Annotated in this window: 23 protein-coding genes and 2 tRNA genes; 3 read left to right on the top strand and 22 right to left on the bottom strand. The window is 42.8% G+C overall.

The genetic code is table 11. From position 1 onward, the window contains the following. Nucleotides 1-15: 15 nt before the first annotated feature. Both smrA and L3V77_RS13095 read right to left on the bottom strand, forming a co-directional pair. Complete coding sequence (gene smrA, locus L3V77_RS13100; RefSeq protein ID WP_275134553.1) at nt 16-597, bottom strand: DNA endonuclease SmrA; 582 nt, start codon at nt 595-597, stop codon at nt 16-18. Nucleotides 598-785: 188 nt separating this feature from the next. Then, nucleotides 786-926 carry a DUF3149 domain-containing protein gene (locus L3V77_RS13095; RefSeq protein WP_195704048.1) on the bottom strand — a complete coding sequence of 47 codons (141 nt, stop codon included), beginning with the start codon at nt 924-926 and terminating at the stop codon, nt 786-788. 259 nt (nt 927-1,185) lie between these two features. Here L3V77_RS13095 and L3V77_RS13090 point away from each other — a divergent pair. After that, nucleotides 1,186-1,262, top strand: a tRNA-Pro gene (locus tag L3V77_RS13090). A 411-nt stretch (nt 1,263-1,673) separates the two neighbouring features. Next, nucleotides 1,674-1,750, top strand: a tRNA-Pro gene (locus L3V77_RS13085). Between the two features lie 68 nt (nt 1,751-1,818). On the opposite strand, the gene L3V77_RS13080 is transcribed toward L3V77_RS13085, so the two are convergent. Both L3V77_RS13080 and L3V77_RS13075 read right to left on the bottom strand, forming a co-directional pair. Continuing rightward, nucleotides 1,819-2,679 (bottom strand): TraB/GumN family protein, encoded by an 861-nt coding sequence (locus L3V77_RS13080; RefSeq protein WP_275134552.1) that lies wholly within the window; start codon nt 2,677-2,679, stop codon nt 1,819-1,821. 24 nt (nt 2,680-2,703) lie between these two features. Then, a complete protein-coding gene (locus L3V77_RS13075) occupies nt 2,704-5,436 on the bottom strand; it encodes a heavy metal translocating P-type ATPase (protein ID WP_275134551.1) in 2,733 nt (910 codons plus the stop codon). A 322-nt stretch (nt 5,437-5,758) separates the two neighbouring features. Between L3V77_RS13075 and gltX the strand changes: the two genes are divergently transcribed. Next, nucleotides 5,759-7,186, top strand: coding sequence for a glutamate--tRNA ligase (gltX, locus tag L3V77_RS13070; protein ID WP_275134550.1), 1,428 nt, complete (start codon nt 5,759-5,761; stop codon nt 7,184-7,186). 65 nt (nt 7,187-7,251) lie between these two features. Here gltX and L3V77_RS13065 read toward each other — a convergent pair whose 3' ends face one another. From L3V77_RS13065 to L3V77_RS12980, 18 genes are all read right to left on the bottom strand, one after another. Then, the gene (locus L3V77_RS13065) at nt 7,252-7,746 is read right to left on the bottom strand and encodes a Fe3+-citrate ABC transporter substrate-binding protein (protein ID WP_195705103.1); all 495 of its coding nucleotides are present in this window, start codon (nt 7,744-7,746) and stop codon (nt 7,252-7,254) included. Nucleotides 7,747-7,876: 130 nt separating this feature from the next. Beyond that, on the bottom strand, nt 7,877-9,106 hold the full coding sequence (locus L3V77_RS13060; protein ID WP_275134549.1) for a beta-ketoacyl-ACP synthase: 1,230 nt from the start codon (nt 9,104-9,106) through the stop codon (nt 7,877-7,879). Beyond that, a complete protein-coding gene (gene fabG, locus L3V77_RS13055; RefSeq protein ID WP_275134548.1) occupies nt 9,103-9,828 on the bottom strand; it encodes a 3-oxoacyl-ACP reductase FabG in 726 nt (241 codons plus the stop codon). The genes L3V77_RS13060 and fabG overlap by 4 nt, the downstream gene beginning before the upstream one ends. Further along, nucleotides 9,825-10,289, bottom strand: coding sequence for a hotdog family protein (locus tag L3V77_RS13050; protein WP_275134547.1), 465 nt, complete (start codon nt 10,287-10,289; stop codon nt 9,825-9,827). The genes fabG and L3V77_RS13050 overlap by 4 nt, the downstream gene beginning before the upstream one ends. Beyond that, nucleotides 10,282-11,475, bottom strand: coding sequence for a beta-ketoacyl-[acyl-carrier-protein] synthase family protein (locus L3V77_RS13045; protein ID WP_275134546.1), 1,194 nt, complete (start codon nt 11,473-11,475; stop codon nt 10,282-10,284). Before L3V77_RS13045 ends, L3V77_RS13050 begins: the two co-directional genes overlap by 8 nt. 20 nt (nt 11,476-11,495) lie before the next feature. Beyond that, nucleotides 11,496-12,116 carry a DUF3261 domain-containing protein gene (locus L3V77_RS13040; protein ID WP_275134545.1) on the bottom strand — a complete coding sequence of 207 codons (621 nt, stop codon included), beginning with the start codon at nt 12,114-12,116 and terminating at the stop codon, nt 11,496-11,498. Further along, a complete protein-coding gene (locus L3V77_RS13035; protein ID WP_275136766.1) occupies nt 12,113-14,446 on the bottom strand; it encodes an MMPL family transporter in 2,334 nt (777 codons plus the stop codon). Before L3V77_RS13035 ends, L3V77_RS13040 begins: the two co-directional genes overlap by 4 nt. A gap of 7 nt (nt 14,447-14,453) precedes the next feature. Continuing rightward, nucleotides 14,454-15,065 carry an outer membrane lipoprotein carrier protein LolA gene (locus L3V77_RS13030; protein WP_275134544.1) on the bottom strand — a complete coding sequence of 204 codons (612 nt, stop codon included), beginning with the start codon at nt 15,063-15,065 and terminating at the stop codon, nt 14,454-14,456. After that, nucleotides 15,058-15,522, bottom strand: a complete 465-nt coding sequence (locus L3V77_RS13025) for an acyl-CoA thioesterase (RefSeq protein WP_275136765.1) — start codon at nt 15,520-15,522, stop codon at nt 15,058-15,060. Before L3V77_RS13025 ends, L3V77_RS13030 begins: the two co-directional genes overlap by 8 nt. 38 nt (nt 15,523-15,560) lie before the next feature. Continuing rightward, complete coding sequence (locus L3V77_RS13020; protein WP_275134543.1) at nt 15,561-17,105, bottom strand: aromatic amino acid ammonia-lyase; 1,545 nt, start codon at nt 17,103-17,105, stop codon at nt 15,561-15,563. Continuing rightward, the gene (locus tag L3V77_RS13015) at nt 17,098-18,777 is read right to left on the bottom strand and encodes a glycosyltransferase family 2 protein (RefSeq protein ID WP_275134542.1); all 1,680 of its coding nucleotides are present in this window, start codon (nt 18,775-18,777) and stop codon (nt 17,098-17,100) included. The genes L3V77_RS13020 and L3V77_RS13015 overlap by 8 nt, the downstream gene beginning before the upstream one ends. A 1-nt stretch (nt 18,778) precedes the next feature. Beyond that, nucleotides 18,779-19,135: a 3-hydroxyacyl-ACP dehydratase gene (locus L3V77_RS13010; protein WP_275134541.1), complete on the bottom strand. Its 357-nt coding sequence runs from the start codon at nt 19,133-19,135 to the stop codon at nt 18,779-18,781. A gap of 26 nt (nt 19,136-19,161) precedes the next feature. Beyond that, nucleotides 19,162-20,577: an AMP-binding protein gene (locus tag L3V77_RS13005; protein ID WP_275134540.1), complete on the bottom strand. Its 1,416-nt coding sequence runs from the start codon at nt 20,575-20,577 to the stop codon at nt 19,162-19,164. Next, nucleotides 20,567-21,157, bottom strand: a complete 591-nt coding sequence (locus tag L3V77_RS13000; RefSeq protein ID WP_275136764.1) for a hypothetical protein — start codon at nt 21,155-21,157, stop codon at nt 20,567-20,569. Before L3V77_RS13000 ends, L3V77_RS13005 begins: the two co-directional genes overlap by 11 nt. Beyond that, nucleotides 21,154-21,411, bottom strand: a complete 258-nt coding sequence (locus L3V77_RS12995; RefSeq protein ID WP_275134539.1) for an acyl carrier protein — start codon at nt 21,409-21,411, stop codon at nt 21,154-21,156. Before L3V77_RS12995 ends, L3V77_RS13000 begins: the two co-directional genes overlap by 4 nt. Before the next feature lie 15 nt (nt 21,412-21,426). Continuing rightward, complete coding sequence (locus L3V77_RS12990) at nt 21,427-21,684, bottom strand: phosphopantetheine-binding protein (RefSeq protein ID WP_275134538.1); 258 nt, start codon at nt 21,682-21,684, stop codon at nt 21,427-21,429. Nucleotides 21,685-21,713: 29 nt separating this feature from the next. Continuing rightward, nucleotides 21,714-22,478 (bottom strand): lysophospholipid acyltransferase family protein, encoded by a 765-nt coding sequence (locus L3V77_RS12985; RefSeq protein WP_275136763.1) that lies wholly within the window; start codon nt 22,476-22,478, stop codon nt 21,714-21,716. A gap of 19 nt (nt 22,479-22,497) precedes the next feature. Then, entirely contained in the window at nt 22,498-23,304 is an 807-nt protein-coding gene (locus L3V77_RS12980; protein WP_275134537.1) for a beta-ketoacyl synthase chain length factor, read from the bottom strand. Between the last annotated feature and the right edge of the window lie 54 nt (nt 23,305-23,358).

The raw sequence follows: 23,358 nt of genomic DNA, 5'->3' as shown, positions 1-23,358 counted from the left end.
AGCATCAATCTGTATTTAACCTAGACGTTTTTGATGTCTTTCGCGATTTTCGAGTTTTTTATCGACGCTTTTCTTCAACATAACATATACCGCACCTGTACCGCCGTGTGTTCTTTGTGTGCTATGTATCGCTAATACATCCGATATCTGCACTAACCAACTAGCGGTATAGCTTTTCATCATAGCGGGAGGATTTGAGCGCTCCCCTTTCCCATGAACAATAATCACACTCCGGATATCCATGCGCAAGCATTGGCGGAGGAACTTAACGATTTCTTCTCGGGCTTGTGTGAGGGTTCTCTTGTGAAGGTCTAAACGAGCCTGAATAGGATACTTGCCGAGCCTTAACTTTCGATAGACCCCGTCTTGTACGCCACTGCGTTTAAACTCGATAATATCATTTGGTTTTAGCATTGGGGCGTGATCAAGAGAAAGATATTCAGGTTCATCCTCTGTTAGGTTCATCGCGGCTTCACGTCGAGCTAATTGAGCATCAGAAACATGATGGTCTTTTTTGAGTTCGGCGATGTCTTGTGTCAACGGTTTTATATCGCCCATCATTTTTTGAAATAGATCTAGGTCGTCTTCCTGAGACATAACTGCATCTCACATTGGTCAGTAATCATCGAATGAGTATACCAGTTGGAAATGCAAGGTCATCAACTATTGGTTATCAAGAAAAGTAGATAGCCAGTGCGATGGCTGATGTCGGTAAATGATAGGCAAAGAAAACCGGAGAAAATACAATATTTACTCCGGAGCAATAGTTTGACTTGCCAAGTGATCTAGTGAGGAGATTTGTCGCTTACTATCTTGTAAATGAAATAACCACCGAAAAATAGCATGATGCCAAATGTGACGAATATGACTATCATTGAAGATAAGCCTATCGCATTCCCAAAAAGGAGATCGAGCCAGAAATCCATGTTTTCTCCTAACAAAATAGTAATGACGAAACTAAATTAGAGGTTGTTTAGCTATTAATCACTGATCTGGATCAATTGTGGCCATTTAGTTAAGAAAATGATCTTGTTGTTGTGTTTTTAGTCACATTTTGGCTGGGCCTGATGCTAAAGTAAGCAGTTGAACAGAAGCTGAGAAAAAGAATTAGAAATGGCTTGCGTCTAAGTAAATAATGAGTAATATACGCTTCCGTTCCCGGTTAAAAGAATTCGGAACGATATTCGGTGAATAGCGCAGCTTGGTAGCGCATCTGGTTTGGGACCAGAGGGTCGGGGGTTCGAATCCCTCTTCACCGACCATATTAAAAGGCCTCGTCTGATGACGGGGCTTTTTGCATTCTAGAAGAGAGCAAATGTAGATAGAGAATGGGGGTATAGGGTCGGGGGTTCGCCTGTTCTCAAATTCAGCTCTTCACCGACCATATTAAAAGGCCTCGTCTGATGACGGGGCTGTTTGCATTCTAGAAGAGAGCAAATGTAGATAGAGAATGGGAGTATAGGGTCGGGCGGGGGAGCGTTTACTCCTTAATTCATCTATTTCAAACTTCGTCATCCCCACGAAAGTGGGGATCTAATATCACAAAGATTACCTGCATTCACCGGCCTCTTTCGCCTGACATCAACGATTGTCTCCTGTCGTTTCATGATAAAAAAATAAGAACAAGTGGAGGTGACGGGAATAAATTTTTGACATATAATCAATGCCCTAATCGGATGCTAGCGCAGTTTGGTAGCGCACTACTCTGGGGGAGTAGGGGTCAGCGGTTCGAATCCGCTGCATCCGACCACATCACTTACTCTCTTGTTACTGCTCCACGATGTGGAGCGTTAACGAGAGAGGAATGTATTGTTTGCTCTACAGGCAATCGATAGGGTTTTCTTTGGAAAGCTGATCAATGCTAAATCCTTTCTCTGATAAAAGTGAGAGAAGATTCTCTTTTCCTACAAGGTGCAAAGCACCGACAACGACTAAAAATTTCCCTTCAGCAATAAATGAATTTGAGTCGAGTTTACTGGCCCAATCGTGGTTTCGTTGATAGATAAACTGATCACCGAGCTCATCTCCAATGGCACTTTGGATAGCGAGTTCAGCAAGCTGTTGTTTATTGCCTGCATGCCAGCTTTCGACTAAACATTCGCTTACCTTTACATTTTCTTGCCAGTTCTCGATGGTGTCTGTTAATAATAATTGGCTTACTTTTGGGTCGTTAGTAAATAACCCTAATTGAAACTCTATGGATTCCAATGCCAATATTGTCTTGTCAAGATTTGTGGCTTGCTCCGTAATGTAGGTATCTATTCCGAGTTGTTGGCTAAAGCCCATTTTTGAAAATTGAGATATTTGTAGTGTTACGGCAGTCTGCCACGCTGGGATTGTTAAAAAAGCTTTGGGGGTTAACCCCAACTGACGATTAATCTCTTCTAGTAGAGCTTTCTGCTTCTCATTGAGCACTTCATCTGTCGACTGAGTGTCAGTACTCAATGTCGGTGTATCATCCGTTAGCTTAATCTCTGTAATGACGGCGTCGCTCGTTTGTAAAAACGCGGTGATCGCGGCTGGCAATGGGTACATCTGCGAGTTTCCCATATGGATTGACCCGAGTATCATTAGCTCCTTGTCACCTTTGGTTGCTTTAAAATACAGCGGTTCTGCTGCGACAGAATAACTCAATAGCAAGGAAAGAAGCGTCAGCGATGTCTTGATTACAGTGTTCATTAAATCTCTCGAATTATTTAAGGTCTATTTTACTTTAAAAAATCTTAATCGGTTGGCGTTGCTGACCACCGTTATTGAAGATAGCGCCATTGCCGCTCCTGCAAATACGGGGCTAAGTAGGAATCCAAACATAGGATACAGAACTCCGGCTGCAACTGGAATGCCAATGGAGTTATAGATAAAGGCTCCAAATAAATTTTGCTTCATATTTCTTACCGTTGCTTTTGATAACTCAATGGCACTATTTACGGCAATAGGAGAAGAGTTAAGCAAGGTCATCTGAGCGCTTTCTATCGCGACATCAGAGCCACTGCCCATCGCGATGCCAATATCGGCTTGCGCTAATGCAGGTGCGTCATTTATGCCGTCACCGACCATCGCCACTATCCTTCCTGACGATTGTAGGTTTTGTATATGTTGCGCTTTTTCGTCTGGGAGAACGCCGGCAATGACCTGTTTTATACCGATCTCTTTCGCAATTTTGTCTGCAACGATTTGATTGTCGCCACTTAATAATACAACATTTATTTTATTTGCTTGTAGCAATGCGATTGCTTCAAGAGCATCCTTTTTAATGGGATCTGAAATGGCGATTATTCCCGCGAATTGATGGTCAATACTTACCGCTACTACGGTCCAGGCCTTAGCCAAATAGCTCGAGATATGGTTGTCTTCAATCTCAATACCTTGAGAGCGGATAAAATTAACTGAGCCTACAGAAACCGTCGTCCCCGAGACTTTACCGGATAAACCTTTTCCCCTTTGGTTTTGTACCTCTGTTGCCGCGTTCAAGGGGATGTTTTTCTCCTTTGAAAATTGACATATAGCCCCTGCTAATGGATGTTCAGAATGACTCTCGAGTGCATAAATGGATTGTAAAAATGCTTCTTCATCCATGCCATTTAGAACCTCAAATTCTTGAATAGATGGTTTACCAAGCGTTAATGTCCCGGTTTTATCAAAAACGACAGTGTCGATTTTACTGGCATTTTGCAAGACATCGGCATCTTTGATCAATATGCCAAGTTCTGCCGCTTTGCCTATTCCTACGGTAATAGAGAGCGGGGTGGCGAGTCCGAGTGCGCAAGGACAAGCTATAATCAGGACCGTTGTCGATACAATCATCATGTAACTGGCTTTAGGGTCTGGGCCAACCCACCACCAAATGAGCGCAGAAAAAATCGCAATGCCAACCACGACAGGGACAAATATCGCCGATATTGAATCTGCAAGCTTTGCGATAGCTGGTTTACTGCTTTGGGCTTGACGAACCAACTGAATGATTCTTGCCAGCATGGTTTGATTGCCAACCCCTGTGGCAAGAATAAACAGACTGCCATCGCTGTTTATCGTACCCGCTGACACGTTATCACCGATAACCTTTAGCTTTGGAATAGGTTCTCCCGTCAACATTGCTTCGTCAACGTAAGATTCACCTTCTACCACGTTGCCATCGACAGGGATTTTTTCTCCGGGTTTTATCAGTAGTAACATCCCCTGCGTGATGGAACCGATCGGCATTACAATATCTTCGTCTCCTTGACGAACCGTGGCGGTTTTCACTTGAAGACCAATTAAAGACTGTAACGATTCGGTCGTACGTAGTTTGGCTTTCGCTTCTATATAGTGCCCCAGCGAGATTAATCCGATAATCATTGCACTGGCTTCAAAATAGACGTGTCTTGAAGCCGCTGGGAACCAACTAGGAGAGACAACAACCAGTATTGAATAGAACCATGCCGCTCCAGTCCCAAGCGCGACGAGCGTGTCCATGGTTGCTCGCTTGTGGATCAATGATTGCCACGCATTGGTGTAAAAACTCCGACCAGCGGTTGCTAATAGCACGAGACAGACAACTCCGATAACCCCCCAGACCAATTGATCTGAGGTATTCCGTATCATCATGTTGCCACCCAAAAGCCCCCATAGCATTAACGGAGCCCCCACAGCCAGAGCGGTAGTGGCGCTTTTTTTGTGTCTTGTTTGAGCTTGAATATGTGCGGCTTGAAGCTCTGCTTGCTGACTTGCCTCGTCTTCAATAATGGATGCGCTGTATCCTGCATCTTTGATTGACTTCAATAACAAATCACGGATGTTATCGTTGATATCTGTGGATATAACCGCACTTTGCTCAGCGAGGTTAATTTGTGCTTTTTGCACCCCGCCAACGGAGAGGCATGCTTTCTCTACAGACGCCACACAACTTGCGCAGGTCATGCCTTGTAAAACAAGGTTAAACGTATTTGATTGCGGAGAGATCAGTGTTTTTTGAATGAAGGTTTTGGTTTCGGTTTTTGGTATTGTTAAAGCTGTCGTATCGGGGATATTTATGGTCTCTGGTTCTGATTCTTGTTGTGGGTTTAAATGTTCACCGGTTTCAGGTGTTGCATTAAACCCAAGGCTTTCCACAATCCCGATCACGGAATTCCGGTCTAGCGTGGTGACAAGTGACAACGAAGTTTTCGATACCTCAAATCGGGCAATCTGTGTATTTGTCGATAAGCGATCACGCACTTTTCCTACGCACTTACCACAACGCAAACCCGAGAGACTAAGTGTTATATGGTTTCCAGCTTGATACTTGTTACGTTCGATATCAGCGATGATCTCCAGCAATGGGCGCGAGGTATTAACCGACACGGATGTCTTATCGATAGATATTAATTCGGTGTCGGAAAGGAGGGCGAGGCTTTGGGTTAACTTGTTTACGCATTTGCCACAATTTAAGCCACTAAGTGAGATATCAAACTGAGTCATAATTCATTCCAATTCTATGCTGTTATTGTAACGATAAACCTTAACCCTAAGGTAAGGTCAACACTTTAGTTGCCAAACTGTCATGTAGATAAAAGGAATTATTGAGAAAAAGAGCAACACGGTGTTAAAATACCGCTACTTTTATCTTTACCCGTCATACTTGAAGTTGCATCGTTGTTGACGGCGCTCGCTTACCCCTACGCATAGTAATCTATGTTCATGGGGCTTCGCTTACTTGTCGCCTAGCTGCACCACCAACTATTTTGGGTATTTATCTATGCAGCATTTCAGCTGCACCTTTAATTTTCTAAGGTATTTACTAATGACGGTTAAAACTCGTTTTGCTCCTAGCCCTACAGGCTATCTTCACGTTGGTGGTGCACGAACAGCACTATACTCTTGGCTTTACGCTAAAAGCCAAGGTGGTGAATTCGTTTTACGTATTGAAGATACCGATATAGAACGTTCAACTCAAGAAGCTGTTGATGCGATTCTTGAAGGTATGCAGTGGATGGGTTTGGAATGGAATGAAGGCCCTTACTATCAAACCAAACGTTTTGACCGTTACAATGAAATGGTTGATCAGCTTCTCGGTGAAGATAAAGCCTATAAGTGTTATGCCTCTAAGGCGTTACTTGACGAGATTCGTGAAGAGCAAGAAGCAAACAAAGAGATGGCGCGTTACGATGCAAACCATCCAAAGATTGTTGCGGTTAATGCTGCTGCGAATGAGGGTGACCCTTGTGTGATTCGATTCCGTAATCCGAAAGCAGGCAGCGTAGTATTTGATGATCAAATTCGTGGCCGAATTGAGATCAGCAACGAGCAGTTAGATGATTTGATTATTCGTCGTACTGATGGTTCTCCAACGTATAATTTTTGTGTCGTCGTTGATGACTGGGACATGGGCATTACTCATGTTGTACGTGGTGAAGACCACATTAATAACACGCCTCGTCAAATCAATATCTACCAAGCGTTAGGTGCGCCTATTCCAACGTTTGCGCACTGTGCAATGATTCTAGGTGACGATGGCGCTAAACTATCGAAGCGTCACGGTGCCGTGAGCGTTATGCAGTATCGTGATGAAGGTTATCTACCCAATGCGTTGAATAATTATCTTGTTCGTTTAGGGTGGTCTCATGGAGACCAAGAGATTTTCTCACAAGAAGAGATGATTGAAATGTTTAGCCTAGATGCCATTAGCAAGTCGGCCTCAGCCTTCAATACTGACAAATTGAACTGGCTAAATAATCACTATATCAAGTCTTCAGAACCTGCCTATGTGGCAAAGCATTTACAATGGCATTTAGATACTCAAGGCATCAATAAAGAGAATGGCCCTGCTATCGAAGACGTGATCACTTTAGTCGGCGAACGTTGTAATACCTTGGTTGAACTTGCAAGCCAATCTCGCTATTTCTATGAAGACTTCCAAGCGTTTGATGCCGCCGCGGCGAAAAAGCATCTGCGTGGTGTTGCTAAAGGGCCTTTAGAGTTGGCACTAAGCAAAATAGAGGCGCTTGATGAGTGGTCAACAGAGAACCTTCATGGTGTCATTGAGCAGGTTTGCGCTGAGTTAGAAATTGGTATGGGTAAAATTGGTATGCCACTTCGCGTTGCGGTGACCGGTGGTGGTCAGTCACCTTCTGTTGATATTGTCATGCAACTTGTTGGCAAAGATCGTGTGACGACTCGTATCAATATGGCGTTAGAGTTCATTGCCCAACGTGAAGCGAATGCACAATAAGTTTTATTGTCGTTAAAAGTAAAAACCTCACAATAATGTGAGGTTTTTTGTATGAAATTCAAGAACTACTTTAAATCAATGCTGTTCAGTCTACCCATAAACAAGAGTAGATCGATATTCTCTTTATGTGCTTCTAATAGCGCGCGCTTGGCTTTTGAGTAGGCCGCGAGTTTTCCGTGCTTATCAATAGAGCAAACCGTGCTGCGGTAATTAAATTTACCGTCACCTAAGTATTCTCGCCACTTAGCAATGTAATATCCTTGGCTGGTTTCCGGGTCTTTGGATTTATAGATAATCTTGGGTTCTAAATCATGGGGCAGGCGAGTCATCAGATAAGCGTCTTTTAGCAGTCGGTGCCAAAACTTCCCCCACATTTCTTTTCCGAGTTCGTTTCTTTTCTGAAGGGCTTTTTCTAGTGCTTTCTTTTCGCCAATCCGAATGAACCCCACTGAACGATGTAAGATAGTATCGTCTGGTGTATGGATATGTATTTTGTAAGCGGTCTTACCTTTAGAAATAAAACGGTGACCTGTATTGGATGTTAGATTACTTTTACTCATCATCTATTAGGTATTTAATGATACATCTGTTATTTACAAATAGTATGTCATAAATAGCAAAATATGAAGAAGCATAAAGCAAAAATGCCTTACAGATAACAAGGCATTTTATGATGTTTATAAAAATCAATCAGTTGTGTTTTTTAAAAATGAGCGAAGTGTTAATGCCACCAAAGGCAAAGTTGTTGCTCATTAGGTAATGACACTCTATTTCTCGACCATTTCCTGTTATATAGTCAAGCTTTCCACACCGTTCGTCCAATTTGTCCAAATTGAGTGTTGGGCTAAACCAACCAGAATTCATCATTTCAATGCTCAACCAAGCTTCGATCGCTCCGCATGCACCGAGTGTATGACCGAAATAACTCTTTAGCGAACTGATCGGTACACCGTCATTAAAGATATTTGCCGTCGCATTGCTCTCCGCAATGTCGCCACGATCTGTGGCAGTACCATGTGCGGAGATATAATCAATTTTATCCGCGTCTAGATTGGCGTCGGTTAAGGCCATTTCCATGCAAAACTGCATCGTTTCCATTTGGGGTTGAGTGACATGCGTTGCATCGCAGTTGCTTGCGAATCCTATTAACTCAGCATAGATCTTTGCACCACGGGCCTTAGCGTGTTCGTATTCTTCTAAGACGAGAGTCCCCGCACCTTCTCCGATGACTAAGCCGTCTCGATCTGTATCGTAGGGTCTTGGTGTTGTTTTCGGTGCATCGTTTTTCAAGCTCGTCGCGAATAGCGTATCAAACACGGCAGATTCTGTTGGGCATAGCTCCTCACCACCTCCCGCTACCATCACGGTTTGATAGCCGTGCTTAATGGCTTCGAAGGCATAACCAATCGCCTGGCTACCTGAAGTGCAAGCACTACTGGTTGGGATAACTCGCCCTTTAAGACCAAAGAAAAGTCCAACGTTCACCGCTGTGGTGTGTGGCATCATCTGGACATAGGTTGTCGCGGTAATGGCTCGGGTTGTTTTCTCATTTAGCATCACACCGAAAGCACCTACCGCGTCCGTACTACCAGTTGACGAGCCGTATGCCACGCCCGTTTGCCCATTGGTTAGTACGTCATTGCCAATTAGTCCACTTTGAATAAGTGCATTCTCGCTCGCGAGTGTTGCAAGCTTGGACACACGCCCCATAGAGCGAATTTTCTTTCGGGTGTAATGCTTTGGTAATTCAAAATTCTCAATGGGTGCCGCAAGTTTAGTATTGAGGCCATCATATTGTTCGAAGTCTGGCATGTATTTGGTGGCGTTTTCACATGCTTTAAGTTTTGACTCTACTGTCTTCCAATCATTTCCCAAAGCGGTCACACCGGCCATTCCGGTGACAACAACACGACGACTCATATTAAGCCTCCATTTATAGAAATTACTTGTCTAGTGACATAGGCGGCAACATCAGACATTAGGTAACTGACTAAGCCGGCAACTTCTTCAGGTTCCCCCATTCTACGCAAAGGCACTTGAGGTAGGGCGTGCTCCTTTACGTTTTCGTCGACCATACCCGTATCAATCAAGCCTGGTGCGACGCAATTCACGGTAATTTTTCTTTTTGCTAATTCTAATGCAAGAGACTTCGTTGCCCCGATGACTCCCGCTTTAGCTGCGCTGTAGTTGGTTTGACCACGATTGCCCATAATGCCGGATACGGAGGCCATCGTGACAATCCGGCCACCTTTTCGCATTTGAACCATAGGCATAACACAGGGGTGCAAAACATTATAAAAGCTGTCCAAATTGGTATGGATTACGCCGTCCCATTCCTCTTCTGTCATGGCAGGGAAAGCAGTGTCACGGGTAATGCCAGCATTATTTACGATGCCATAATAAGCGCCAAATTGATTGATATCTGCTTCCAATCTTGATTTGCACTCTTGGCGATGACTGATGTCAAATTGTATCAATCTGCCTTGACCTCCCTCATTCTCAATCATAGAGAGCGTTGCCTGACCACCTTCTTTATCCCCCATGTAATGGACGATTACCATAAAGCCGTCTTTTGCTAGCTGAACCGCAATAGCTCTGCCTAACCCTTTGCTGGCTCCCGTAACAAGTACTTGTCTGCTCATTTGCGATCCTTCATTTTCATTTCTTGTAATTTTTCTTTGCTTGGTACATAAACATTAAGTTGGCACTGCGCAATTTCATCGCCTTTATGCTCTATTCTACCGCTGAATACCGCCATGCCATTATTTTCCATTATCTGATGCGCATAGATGTCCAGAACTGAACCTTCGATAAACTGTTCAACGGATACATGGTATCGTCGACTACCGAGCAGAAAACCGATGGGGGAGGCTTGACCCTTTAAACTTGCATGGTAGCCCGACCACGCAGAAATTGATTGCGCCATAAACTCAATGCCAACGTAGGCCGGAATCGCATTGGATTCTTGATTAAAAAAAAGATTTGTCTCTTTCACTGTGACTCTGCAGTGAATGCTCTCTTTTTCTATAGCGATAGCCTCATCGATAAATATCATCGGTGAGGCGTGTGGTATTAGTGTTTCTATCGAAGGATAGTTACTCATTAGCATATCCAAAAATAAGGCTTATGTTGTTTCCACCAAAGGCAAATGAATTGCTTAAAATGGCTTTAGCTGGTGGTAAGTATTGATCTTTTTTGACCAGTTGAATAGGCAGATTATCGAGGCCGTGATTATTTATTTGACTTGGAAGAGGTAATGTATAGGTCAATATGTGCCAGCTTATTGCTGCCTCTACGGCACTTGCAGCACCAAGGGTGTGTCCTGTTAATGGCTTGGTAGAACTTACTGGAACACGGTCAAATACGCTAGCAATCGCTTTGCTTTCCATGGCGTCATTTAGCTGTGTTGCGGTGCCATGTGCATTGACATACCCAATCTCACTCGCGTCCATTTGAGCATCGAAGAGTGCTTTGGTCATCGCTTCGATAGCGCCTTTACCGTCCGGATGTGGAGCAGAAATATGATGAGCATCAGAGCTATCTCCCGCACCTAACAATGCAATGTTTGATTCAGTAGGTTCAGTTGAAAGCAACATGAATGCAGCCGCCTCACCAATATTAATACCATCTCTGTTTTTATCAAAGGGTTTGCAAAGTGTCGTTGACAAGGCCTCTAGACAACGAAAACCGTTGAGGGTGAGTCTACACAAAGAGTCGACACCACCGACAATCACCGCATCGACCAGATTCGCTTTGAGCATTCTTTTTGCCGACAAGAAGACGCGACCGCTAGAAGAGCATGCTGTTGATATTGAATAACAGGGCCCCTCGAGGTCAAAGTATTCAGCCACAAATTCGGCAGGATTACCTAATTCTTGTTTGTTGTAGTGATAATTGGTCGGAAACGATCCAGAGTCGAATAAGGTGTCTAACGCTTTTTCTCCGTCTGAGATACCAGAGGTGCTGGTACCAATGATTACGGCCACTCGATTGCGGCCATATTTTCTAATAGCCTGCCTTATTTCATCTTCGATCTGTTGTATGGAAGAAAGTGCTAAGCGATTATTACGGCTATCGAAATGGCTGAGATGGTCTGGTAATACTGGCAGCGCATTACTTACTTGTCCCACTACCGTTGAACGACCATCGTTGAGTGAATTGTCAACAATGACCATGTCGGGAGACAACTGTTCGCGCAACCTTTTATGGATATCGTGATGGCTCTCGCCCAATGCAGAATTGAATCCACAAGCATGGATAAAAATGGGGTATTGATTACGTGTATTCATTTTTTGTTATTAAAGCCAGGCTATATCGATGTCTGTGACAAGGATAATGTTTGAATAGTGATTCGATAATTGGAGATGGTGTTACTCATATGTATGTCTCCAGCCAACTTATTGATGTTAGTATACTGAATAATAACGACTTCTTTCCCTTGTTCATTCAATAATGTGCGCAAGTGAGCGGATTCGGTTAGCTTCCAACCTATATCATCGAGTTTCGTTTGCCATACCTCTTGTGGCCAAAGAGTAATCATTAGATAAAACAATACTTGCTTAGGGTCGGGAAGGGATGTTCCTAAGCCCGCTAGCACTTCAGATTCGATTTTGTCTTCGGTATATTCAAGGCTAAGAATACGTGTCCCCCAGGATGAAAATCCAGCTAATTTTACTGAGTGTTCATCCACCTCTAATAATACAGGTAACTGGTGCGTTGCATTATTCCATTCTGCCGTAATAATTTGGTTTACTGTGATGTCCAGTTGGAGGTCTTTAGGTAGAGGCAATTGAACGGATGTATTTGGTGCAATATCGACGAGCGTATTTGGTTGAGTCTGCAGTGATGTGCAACCAAATAGACTCAATAATAAATAAGTTATTAGCGTCAGTTTACTAATTTTTAAAGCTGTCATACCTAAACGTGTCATTGTTTACCTTCAATATTTAAATTCATGGCGATAGGAGCAAGTAGCCATGCAACGAAGATCCCTGTTAGTACCGTTATACCAAAGCTGTGGATGGCATGAGTATTACTCATTGCGAGAAGACCAAATGACAGAATGGTTGTCATTGCCGATAACGTAATCGCTAATAGGGTGCCTTTATGTTGCCTAGGTTGTGCAAAAAAGAGCGTATAATCAATACCTATACCCAAAATGAGAGCCAACGCTAGAAGATTAAATAGGTTTAACTCTGTTCCATTTAGGCTGGTGATTGCCAGTGCACAAATGGAGGCAATAATAGGAGGCGCAACCATTTTACTTGCTTGTTTGAAGCTATATTGCCAACCGAGAATAAACCAAATTACCACTACAGCCGCAATCAGTAACTCGGTTATTTTTTCCCTATATTCGCCAAATAAAGTGGATATTTCATCTGTTTTATCTAGGTATCTTATATCGCTATTGCCTTCGGTCCAATTCCTTACCGTGGTTATTTTGGTAATGTTCTTAAGTAGCACAATAGAATAGCTTTTACCTGCGATATCGCCTAGCCAGAGGAAGCGCGTGGGTTGCGAACTATCGGACTGTAGATAATCGCTGACAGTAATTGGCACAAATGCGTCTTTTAATACCGGAGTTTGCGTGAGTTGCACGGCATTTTGTAATTCGCTCGCCTGAGATTTGTAGAGTTTTTCCACTAAACTAAAATTCAATCTTTGTTGCTCGATACTAGGCAGATACTGCGTTATGTTTTGATATCCAGATATGAGACCGAGGGCAATCCAGTTGTCTAGTTCTAGGCTCAAAGCATGTAGATTATCTAACAAAGCTTGTTCATCGGCTGCCGACACCAGTAACATTTGTTGGCTAGAATCAACACCAGAAAGTTGTTCAATTTTCTGTTCTATGAGTTTGAGTTCTACTGGTGTTGCCTGCAACTGGCGAACATCGTCGTTATAATGCGTTTGAGAAAGGAAAAAACAACCGATTATCAACAACAAACTCGGGAAAATAACCCTAAATGGTGTTGAACTCCAAAGCGATAACCATTTGAACGATAGAGTTTCTATGGGAAACGTTCGTGGTTTCGATGGTTGTCTAGCCAATATAGGGTACCAAACGACGACTGAAATATAAGCGGCGGTCAGACCAATAGCTGAAAATAGTGCCAGTTGTTGTAAGCCTGGAAATGGTGCGATAAGTAGACCTAAGTAACCGACCAAGCTGGTAATTAGCCCGAGTGTGATCGCACCAAATATCTGTTTAAGCGCGAGATATGAGTCCCATGCTTTTCCTGCGACTAATCGCTCAGTTAAGTAGTGAAACGAGTAGTCAATGGAAACCCCAATTAAGCTTGTGCCGAAAACCAAACTAAACAGATGGATTTTACCAAAAATAATCAGGCATCCTGTAAATGCGGCAATAAATCCACAACTGATAGAGAGTAAGGATAAGGCCAATGGCAATGGGCTTCGATAGACCAACAGCAATAATGCAATTACGCCAACTAATGAACCGAGCCCAATGGTGCTTATTTCAGATTTTGCGCTTTGAGTGCCATATGTCGCATAGAAAATCACGCCTGTATGCATCACATTAACCGCGTATTGTTGGGTCAGTGTCTGCTCCAGAATAACAAGTTCAGAAAGCTTATCTTGAATCGCCAGATTATAAGGTGAGCCATTTAGTTCTGCGGCAATCAATATGTAGTGCTTATCTTCAGTACTCTTGCTTAAGTATCCCTGATCAAGTTGAAAGTCCCCAGACAAGGTTGAAAGCGAGGCTAAATAATCACGAAAAAGCAAGAAGGGGTCGTTAGCTAACTCTTGTCCAGTGACACCAGAAAAAGGATTGTAGATAGACTGAATTACATATTGCGTTTGAAGGCCTGTAGAGGATGAGAGTCTTGCGCTTTGCGTATCCGTAAGCAATTGGAATCGTTTTGGGTAATAGAAATTAGCCCAAGCTTGTTGCTCTGATTCAGATATCTCACCGGTAATGTCTGAAAATAGGCCGAGTGTGGTTATCGATTGTTCAAACTGTTGTGCGGCGTCAGTCAGTTGTTTTTTATCTGAGCCTTCTAACAAGAAAACGACTTTATTACTCATCGCGCTGGCTATTTTATCAAAAGCTTGTTGCGCAATTGGGTCTTGCTGGTTTTTTGGTAATAAAGCAAGAATATTCGTCTCTATTGGTAATGGTTTACCTCCCAATGTTTTCTGCACCAGCACTCCGATGCAACCCATCATGACTATCAGCCAGATGAGCGCAAGGCTTCGAATGGAAACCGAATGCGCAGCGAAGAAGGGGGTCATACCCGCTTTAAAAATGGAAAAAGGCACTTTCATCGGACGTCAGGGTGTTGGGTTGTTCGGTTTGGTTGCTAAATAGAATGGTGGTCTTGTCGCCGCGAACCTCGGTCAGTTCTATCTGGTTGATGTAAAGGGTTCCGGAAATCGTTATATCACTGAACACAGCGTTAAGTGGCGCTTGATTAGGCGTTAACGTTAAGGTCCAAACCTCTACGTTGTCACTAAATGATGTCGTGAATTGTTGATTAAGTTGTTGTGCATTACCATCAAACAGTGAAAGGAATATATGGCTGAAATAAAATGCCATTGGGTTTTCTTTCTCTGTCATTACCTGCGCGGGCTGACTGGCAAATTGTTGGCTTAGTTTATCGTCAGTAAGGATAATATTTACTGGGAAAGGAGACGTTTGTTGCCACAACAATCCACTCTTTTTATGGATGACGAAATTGCCAGTAGAGGTGAGTGGTTGACTAAACATTGCCATTGCTTTGTGTTGTTCGAAATTGCCACGTACAAGGCTTTGAGCTGTCAATAATGTTTGCACCTCTTGTAAGCTCTTTGCCTGTAATGATGGCGAGAAAATGAACAATAAATAGAACGCAATAGTGAGTCGCTTAATCATTGAATTCTCCGTTCATATGCCAATGTTCCACTCTATCAGTGAATATTTTAGGGGAAACGAAGCACATTTCCTTTGTTGCCATCTCCACGGCAACTTGCGTTGTATGTGCTTTTGTCATCCGCTCTCCGGTGTTGTTGTCAAAGATGATGTAATCAACCCTCAACCGATTTTCCCATTCGGTTAGTTTTGCGACTACTCGAACCTCATGGTCAAAAGGAATGGATTTTACGTACTTAACCCGTGTATCGATGATTGGCCACATATAACCTGACGCGTTCATTTCCAGGTAGCTGTAGCTAATTTTTGCCATTAATGCATGTCGAGCCTGTTCGAAAAACCGAAAATAGTTACCGTGATAGACAACACCCATTGGGTCGGCATCTTGAAAAAGAGGCTTGATAATGACTTCAGACTCTAGTGCATAGGTAGCGTCGTGGGTTTTATCATTGCCTAGCATATCGATATTGTCTTGATGATGAGCTGTCATAGATACCCTTAATACAGTGGCCAGTGCTGTTGTTGAATAAACATCATAAATTTACGCAAATCGCCTTCTAATGGTCTATCCTCATCGACAAATTCAAATTCATCAAGTACATCGGATTGCATCTGTTTTAGAGTATCACTCATATGTTGCTCGTCTAGTTCGTTTTGTCTTTTACGCAGTTCTATCGCTTGAGTCGCCGCAAGCAGTGATGCAGAAGCAACTTGTTCGGTTAACTCTAATACCCTTAAACAATCACGAGCGGCGATAGTGCCCATGCTGACTTTATCTTGGTTGTGGCATTCAGTAGATCGAGAGAAAACACTGGCAGGCATGGTCTGTTTTAAAGCTTCAGCTGTCCACGCGGATATGGCGATTTGTACTGCTTTGAAGCCGTGATTGATTGGTTTTCTTTCACCTTGAGCACCAGTAAGATTAAAAGGTAAACCGTTGTTGAATTTGTAGTCCATAAGCTGCGCCATTTGACGATCGAGTAAATCGGCTAGATTGGCGATCGCCGTCTTGAGTGTATCCATTGCCATGGCAATATGGCCACCATAAAAATGGCCGCCATGTAAAACTCGTTCATTATCACCGTCGATAATGGGGTTGTCATTCGCACTGTTGAGTTCGTTTTCAATCATTTGGCGTAGCCACGGTAAGCTATCTTGTAGTGCACCGACAACATGAGGTGCACAGCGCAATGAATACCGGTCTTGCAGGCGGTCACTGTTACGTGGCGGGCGTTCTGCTCGTAAATCACTTCGTAACCAGCTTGCAATCTGTTGCTGACCTGGGTGTGGTTTAACGGCGAATAATGTTTCGTCAAAGTGAAATTCGTTGCCTTGCATACCAACCGAAACCATGGCGGTTATTCTCGTTGTGAGCTGTACTAAATATTCAGCTCTTTTATAGGCAATGCATGCAAGGGCCGTCATAACTGAGGTGCCATTCATCAAGGCTAACCCTTCTTTAGGTCTGAGTTTGATCGGGTCAATATGCAGCTCATCAAACACTTCAGACGTAGGGCGAATGTTACCCTTGTAAATCACCTCGCGTTCGCCAATAAGGGCGGCGGCCAAATAGGAAAGTGGCGTAAGATCGCCACTCGCGCCAACAGACCCTTCTTGAGGGATCCGAGGTGAAATATCTTCATTTATCAGGATGACTATCTGGTTTAATAGATCGAGAGATACCCCAGAATACCCTTGAGATAACGAACAAAGACGAGTGGCTAATACGGCACGAGTCTGTTGTGGAGTGAAGATATCCCCCATCCCGCAGCCGTGAAAACGGGTCAGATGTAGAGGCAGTTCATCGACTAGGTCGGGTGGAATTGCAACGGTACAAGAATCGCCGTATCCTGTGGTAACACCATAAATGACCCCTTCTTCTTTTAATAATCGCTCAAGAAAAGCAACGCCTCTGTCTATTTTTCCTGTAAATGCATCAGAATCATTGAGCTGAGCTTTTGCGCCTTTAGAAATGGCAACAACGTCTTCTATGGTGAGACGGTCCGAACCAAACTGAACACTGTTTTGAGCTATATTAGTCATTATTGTTGTCGCTTAAATTCCAGAAATTAAAAAAATTGTACCACTGTAATGGTGCACTAATCGTGTGGTGTTCTAACCGATGGGCATAGTCTTGAACAACCTCTTGTAACGCTTCTTCTCGCTTGCCTCTGGGCAAAACTATTTTGTCTCTAAAGGCTTCAAAATAGACATTGAAATGCGGTTTTCCTTTTCCTTCATCTCGCAAGCCGAACAGTAAAAATACCGGTGCTTTTAATACGGATGCTAACATGAAAGGTCCTTGTGGAAATGGGGCGGACTTGCCTAAAAAGTCTGCCCAAATAACGCGTTTCTCTTTAGAAACCGAAGTTCTATCCCCCACGATGACTATCCATTCACCCTGTTCTATTTTCTGTTGTAGTTTAATTGCCGTATCAGCTCCCATTTCTGTTACTTCAATTAGGTTCAAATTTGAATTTGGATTCACCGCGTTCATAACGGTATTAAATTTTTCGGCGTGTTCTGTAAACACTAAAGCATTAATTTTTAGATGTTTGTGCTTTCTGCTCATTGCACGACAAAGCTCTATATTACCCAGATGCGAACCTAACAGAATGATACCTTGATTTTGTTTAACCACATCGTCCAACACCTCCGCACCCGAAACCGTCAAATCTTGATAACGGATGTCGCCTTTCCAAGCCGCAAATTTGTCTAATATTGTTTGTCCAAAAGAAAGCAGGTGTTGATATGACGTGAGGTTTTTTGGCGTGGTAATCCCATTCTTCTGATGGTATGCCTTAATTTGAGTAATGTATTGTTCGGATGCTTTTCTAGCATGACTGCCAGTCAAATAGTAATAGCCCATTACGGCGCGCAAAATAAGGGTAAATATTGGTCGACCTAAGAATGAATAAATGGCGAGCAGTAATTTGATACCGATTAACGTTCCACGTTCAGATTTAGTCGACCAGTGAGATTGACCTTTGCGCTTACGAGATAACAGCGTGGGGATTCGAGGCAACATACCGAAAAAAAGTTTGGTATGCATTGTACTTATCTTGATGTTATCCCACAGCGCATCAAAATGAGAGATACCATCAATTGGGTAGATAACACGAGTATCGACAAAGTTGAATTCGATCCCGTCCCAATACATACGTACCATGATCTCTGTATCGAAATCCATGCGCTTGCCAATCGAATTTTTATTAAGTACCTGTACGGTTTCTTTTACTGGATAAGCACGAAATCCACACATGCTGTCCTTTATCTCAAAAGAGAGGGTTTCTATCCATACCCACATGTGAGTAATGTATCGACCATAAAGCCTCGATTTAGGAACCGAATCATCATATATCGGATGTCCCGAAATGACATTTTTTGGGTTTTTCTGCGATAGAGCGATAAGGGAAGGTAGCGTCTGAAGGTCATGTTGACCATCGGCATCAATTTGAACTGCATGTGAGTAACCCAGCGTATTAGCCGCATGTAATCCCGCCATTACGGCTCCGCCCTTACCTTGATTTTCTGACAGGGTTATAAGGGTAACGTCTTTTGCAAGAGCTTGTTCTTGTAAGGCGGTTCTCGTGGTTAGTTCACTGCCGTCGTCGACTAGTATAATCGGTATATTGTATAGGCGAAGTGACTCCACGATGTCAGCGACGGTCGAACCGTGGTTGTAGCAAGGAATTAAAAAGCAAGCTCTATACATGTTATTCCTTATTACCAAGCTTTATTTTGCCCGTTGAATGCGTGGTTGCTTGGTTAGATGTATAAGCAAACTGAAGTTTGTTTTTATCCTCATCCCAGTCTAGCTGCAAGGTAACAATCGCATCTGGCAGGATAGGATATTGAAACTTAATCACTTCCATACCAATGAATGGTCGAGAGACATTGAGGAATTGCTTTGCATAAAAGAGCGCCCAATCTATTTGCGTCACACCGGGCAACAGCGCGAAGTCAGGGAAGTGACCTTCAAAATCCTGAATATCACTATCCACTTTGATTAACAATGTCGCATTACAGGGTTCAATTTTCTGCGATAGAATGTGTGGTTTTCTTTTTGTCATTATGTCTACGATTTTAGAGTGAGGACCTAACCCATGTTCGAGTTATGGTGAAATAGAGACTCTATCTCTTTCACCAAGCGTTTTCCCTGACTGTTTAAAGGGATGTCATCAAGAATACGATAACGACGTGGGATAGCAATAGGTTCAAGCCATTGCCTAAGTGATTGCCTGATGTTTATCCAAAATTGCCCTTTGCTAATGGAATCAAGCTGCGCGTTTCCATGTTCGCTTAAGGTGATAACCGCGACTAACTCTAGCCTCACAGAGGTTTCAATGGCAATGACGGCGGCTTCCTCTATCCATTCTAACCCTTGAAGTCGGGCTTCCACTTCGACCAAAGAAACACGTTTCTCTTCTATTTTGATGATGCGATCGGTTCTGCCTTTCAATAAAAAATAACCCTCTGCAAGTAATTCGCACTGATCACTGGTTTGATACCAGTTATTCGGATCAATATGACCAGATTGCAGAGCAATGCAACCTTCTACATTGAGCCTTGCTTTTACATCGGGAAATAGTTGCCAAGGTGTCATTTCGGTATGTTGTTGTCGGTAACCGATACCACCCGTTTCTGTGCTGCCGAAGACTTCGTAAGGTAGTGACCCCAATTGTTCTCTGCTCTGAATCGCCGCTTTATGTGAAAGCGGACCTCCGGAAGAAAATATCGTTCGGTAATCTGAACCGGAAGACGCTATATTTAGGCGTTTCAATAGAGCAGGGCTACTCACTAAAATGGATTGTTTGTCCGCGTGGCTAATGACCTGTTCTGGATAGTCTAGGTTTTCTCTAGCAAACGGTCGTTGAGTACAGATTGGCCAAAGGAGTCTGAACAAAAGTCCATAGATATGCTGATGGGATACGGTGCTTTGTACTCGACAGTATTCTATTTCTCCCCCCCATATCTGTTCTAATTGAGCAATTTCATGATTGAAATGGGACAAGGTCTTTGCAATTGCTTTTGGTTTTCCGCTAGAACCGGAGGTAAAAAGAGTGACTTTGACGTTATCGAGGTTTAATGCTGAAGCTAATTCAGATTGTGGGGCGGATGCGGTTAATTCAGAACCAATGTTGAAAACCTCAACCTCGTCACGTGCCATTAAATTAGGCGTAAAAATGACCTTGTCATGAATTAGAGCATCAAACTCAGATGAGAGTTCGCGAACCGCTTCTGGTTGATGGTTACCCGGTAATACCAACTCTTTGTTTGCGTAACTCAGTGCGAAAAAAGCGACCGAAAACCAATAGCTGTCGTGAATGCATATTGCCCATCGAGTTTGAGGTTTGCTAGAAAGCCACAGAGAGTAAAGGTGTACATCGTTGACGAAATGGGACCACGTTTTGTTGCCAGCAGAACCAAAAGCAAATAGGGAGTCAGCCCTATTTGCTTTTGTTAGTACGGATGCCAGTGAGTGCAGTGGTAATGGTGTGATGTTATTGTTCATGAGTGCCTGTTTGAGTGGCCTTTATCTTTTGTTGTACCTGCTTGCGTATAATAAATTCTATAGCAAACAGAAGTCCCATGGCTATATAGCTGATAAAACCATTATACAAAGTCCAATAGGAGAGCGGCATAAAGCAAGTAGATAAAGCAATAGAACCATTGATGAGAAAAAACACACACCATACTTTGGTTACGTTTCTGGTGTACAACACGGCCTTGGGGTCAAGTTGAGGCTCTTGTAGTCGAGCAAACCGTTCTATTAAGCTCTGTTCTTGTGACAAGCTTAGCCAAAAGACGACAAGCAGGCAGGTACTGACGACAACAGGATAATAAGTAAGCCAACCTTGCTGATTCAACAATGCTCCCAACGAGAGGAGGACAATTCCGATTCCTCCCGTTATCCATGCTAGATACTTCAGTTCTTTAAGTTTTGACTTAGAGCCCGCTAGAATTCGAATCAAAAACAAGAGAATCAAAACGACAGCAATCGCTTCAATCCCAAGTTTGTCGATCCCAAAATAGACAGCAAATGGATAGGTTAGAAGCAAAATTGCTGACAGTATTGCCAGCAATTTCATTATTCAGCCTTAAGCAAGTCGTAGACAGAGTCGACAACATCTTGCACTGTACGAACGGCTTTGAATTCATCAGGCTTAATTTTTTTCCCTGTGATATTTTGAAGATGCACAACGAGGTCAACGGCGTCGATACTATCTAAATCAAGCTCTTGGTATAACTTAGCTTCGGGATTGATGTCCGCTTTATCGATTTCAAACAGTTCGACTAGAGCATCTGTTACCTGATTGAGAACATCTTCTTTGGTTATGTTTGTCATAATAGTTTCGTTAATTTAGCTTGTCTGAGAAGAGATGTAAGAAGCAAGGTTAGCAACAGAGGAAAAGTGTTGACGAGTATTATTGTCGTCGGCATCGATGACAATGTTAAACTTTTTCTTAATAGCTAAACCAAGCTCTAGTGCATCAATAGAGTCCAAACCTAATCCATCACCAAATAGTGGTGCATCTGTTTCGATATCATCAACACTAATGTCTTCTAGATTTAATGCGTCGATAATCAGTTGCTTAATTTCTATATGTACGTTTTCCACTGTAACCTGCTTATTGTTAATGAAAGGATTTAATCCTTTTTATTTTCAAACAACACTTCTTCAAAATGTTGGTTTAAATTTCGTGCGGCTGATGCGTTTGAATTAGCCTGTCGAAGAAATGATTCTATGGCTATTTTACCTTTCACTTCAACATGAAAAAAGGGTTTAGTTGTAGGAACTTGATACCATTTCGCTTCTTTTGTCAAAAAACTGGGATTTACTGTGATATTTATTAGCCTAACGTCCACTTTTGACCGTACCGCAATTTGTGCAGCGCCTCTTTGCAATTTAGTGGATAAACCTGGTTTTGTTCTAGTCCCTTCGGGAAATATCAACAGAACATTACCACCGGAGAATCGTTCATCGCACTGTGTAAATAGTGCTTCTGGTTCTTTATTTGGTATGTATCCTGCGGCTTGAACTATTCGTTTAATAAAAGGATTTTCCCATATTGCGGCCTTTACTAAACAGTCACACTGCTTAAGTTGAGATGCAATCAATACATAGTCAATAAGGCTTGGGTGGTTGGCTATAATTAAACAGCCTTTGTCTTGTTCGAGTTTTTCAGCACCGGTAATACTGTAATCAATTGCACCAGTAAACTTCATGATCTTACAAAACAGATCAAAGGTTATCTGTATCAGATGCTGAACCCGATATTCATTCTGGGTCTTGTTGTTGGACAAAAGCTGAATAAAAGGGACCAAAACAAAACTGAGGATCAACCCGCCAACACCAAAAAGCGTAAAGCAAAATCCAGTGCTGAAAACTCGCCAGCATTGATCGAATTTTATCCACAGATGGCGCAATAAACTAAGCACTTCTATTCCAACTCCATAGAATTCGGGACGAAGATATACGCCAAGCGTTGTCATTACTTAATATACGTCGTAAACATTGGATTGATTGTGGGAGAGAGGTGACGGTCTTTTTGTTCTTTTCTGGTATGGATGGGCTCTCGACTTTAGTCATGCTGTCACTGTCGCGATGAGCGTTGCTTTGCCAAGTAATGCGGTAATCTTCGCCTGCGGAAAGGACTATCCCAAACGCGTAGGTTGCGAAATGTTCATGCTCAAATTCTTGGTATTCGGTCGGCAGAGGTGCATCAAAATCAACCAGTAGTACTTTTTTCTCCGCTAGTTCGTAGGTTTCTGTTTTTTCAGACAGATAGATAAACGATTCAATCAATGCTTGATGGAATGTATCCTGACCTGCGGAAAGTGACGTGACAGGGATAGCCTGTTTGGCGGCAATTGTGGTCAATCCGGCCGCGGTGTTATGGACGGACTGAGAAAATGCCATCGGTGATGCATCGTCTCCGGCCAATATGGATTTTATGAGTTCAACGGTTCTTGGTAATTCACCATGACGACTAGAAAATACGATATATCCAATATTGTGCCGCTCTATTAATTCCAATGCTACCTGAACAGACATTTTACTCAAAGGGCTCATCCGTCTTCGCATCATCGCAGGAATATGATGGGTAGGTGTTTTAGCGGATGATTCAAATTCAGGGTCGCTTAACCATGCGTTCCAGTCATCGGCAGAGGCGATGTTCTCTGAAAGGATGTGGTAGTCGTCTACTTTGAAGCTAATGATATTTTTATTATTAGTCATATACTGTTGATTTGTGTGGGTACTATATTAATACTATGCCTGAAATAATAGAAT

Source organism: Vibrio sp. DW001 (assembly GCF_029016285.1).
In the GTDB taxonomy this organism is placed as follows: domain Bacteria; phylum Pseudomonadota; class Gammaproteobacteria; order Enterobacterales; family Vibrionaceae; genus Vibrio.
The sequence above is the reverse complement of the archived record's forward strand: the minus strand, read 5'-3'. Positions and strand labels throughout refer to the sequence as shown.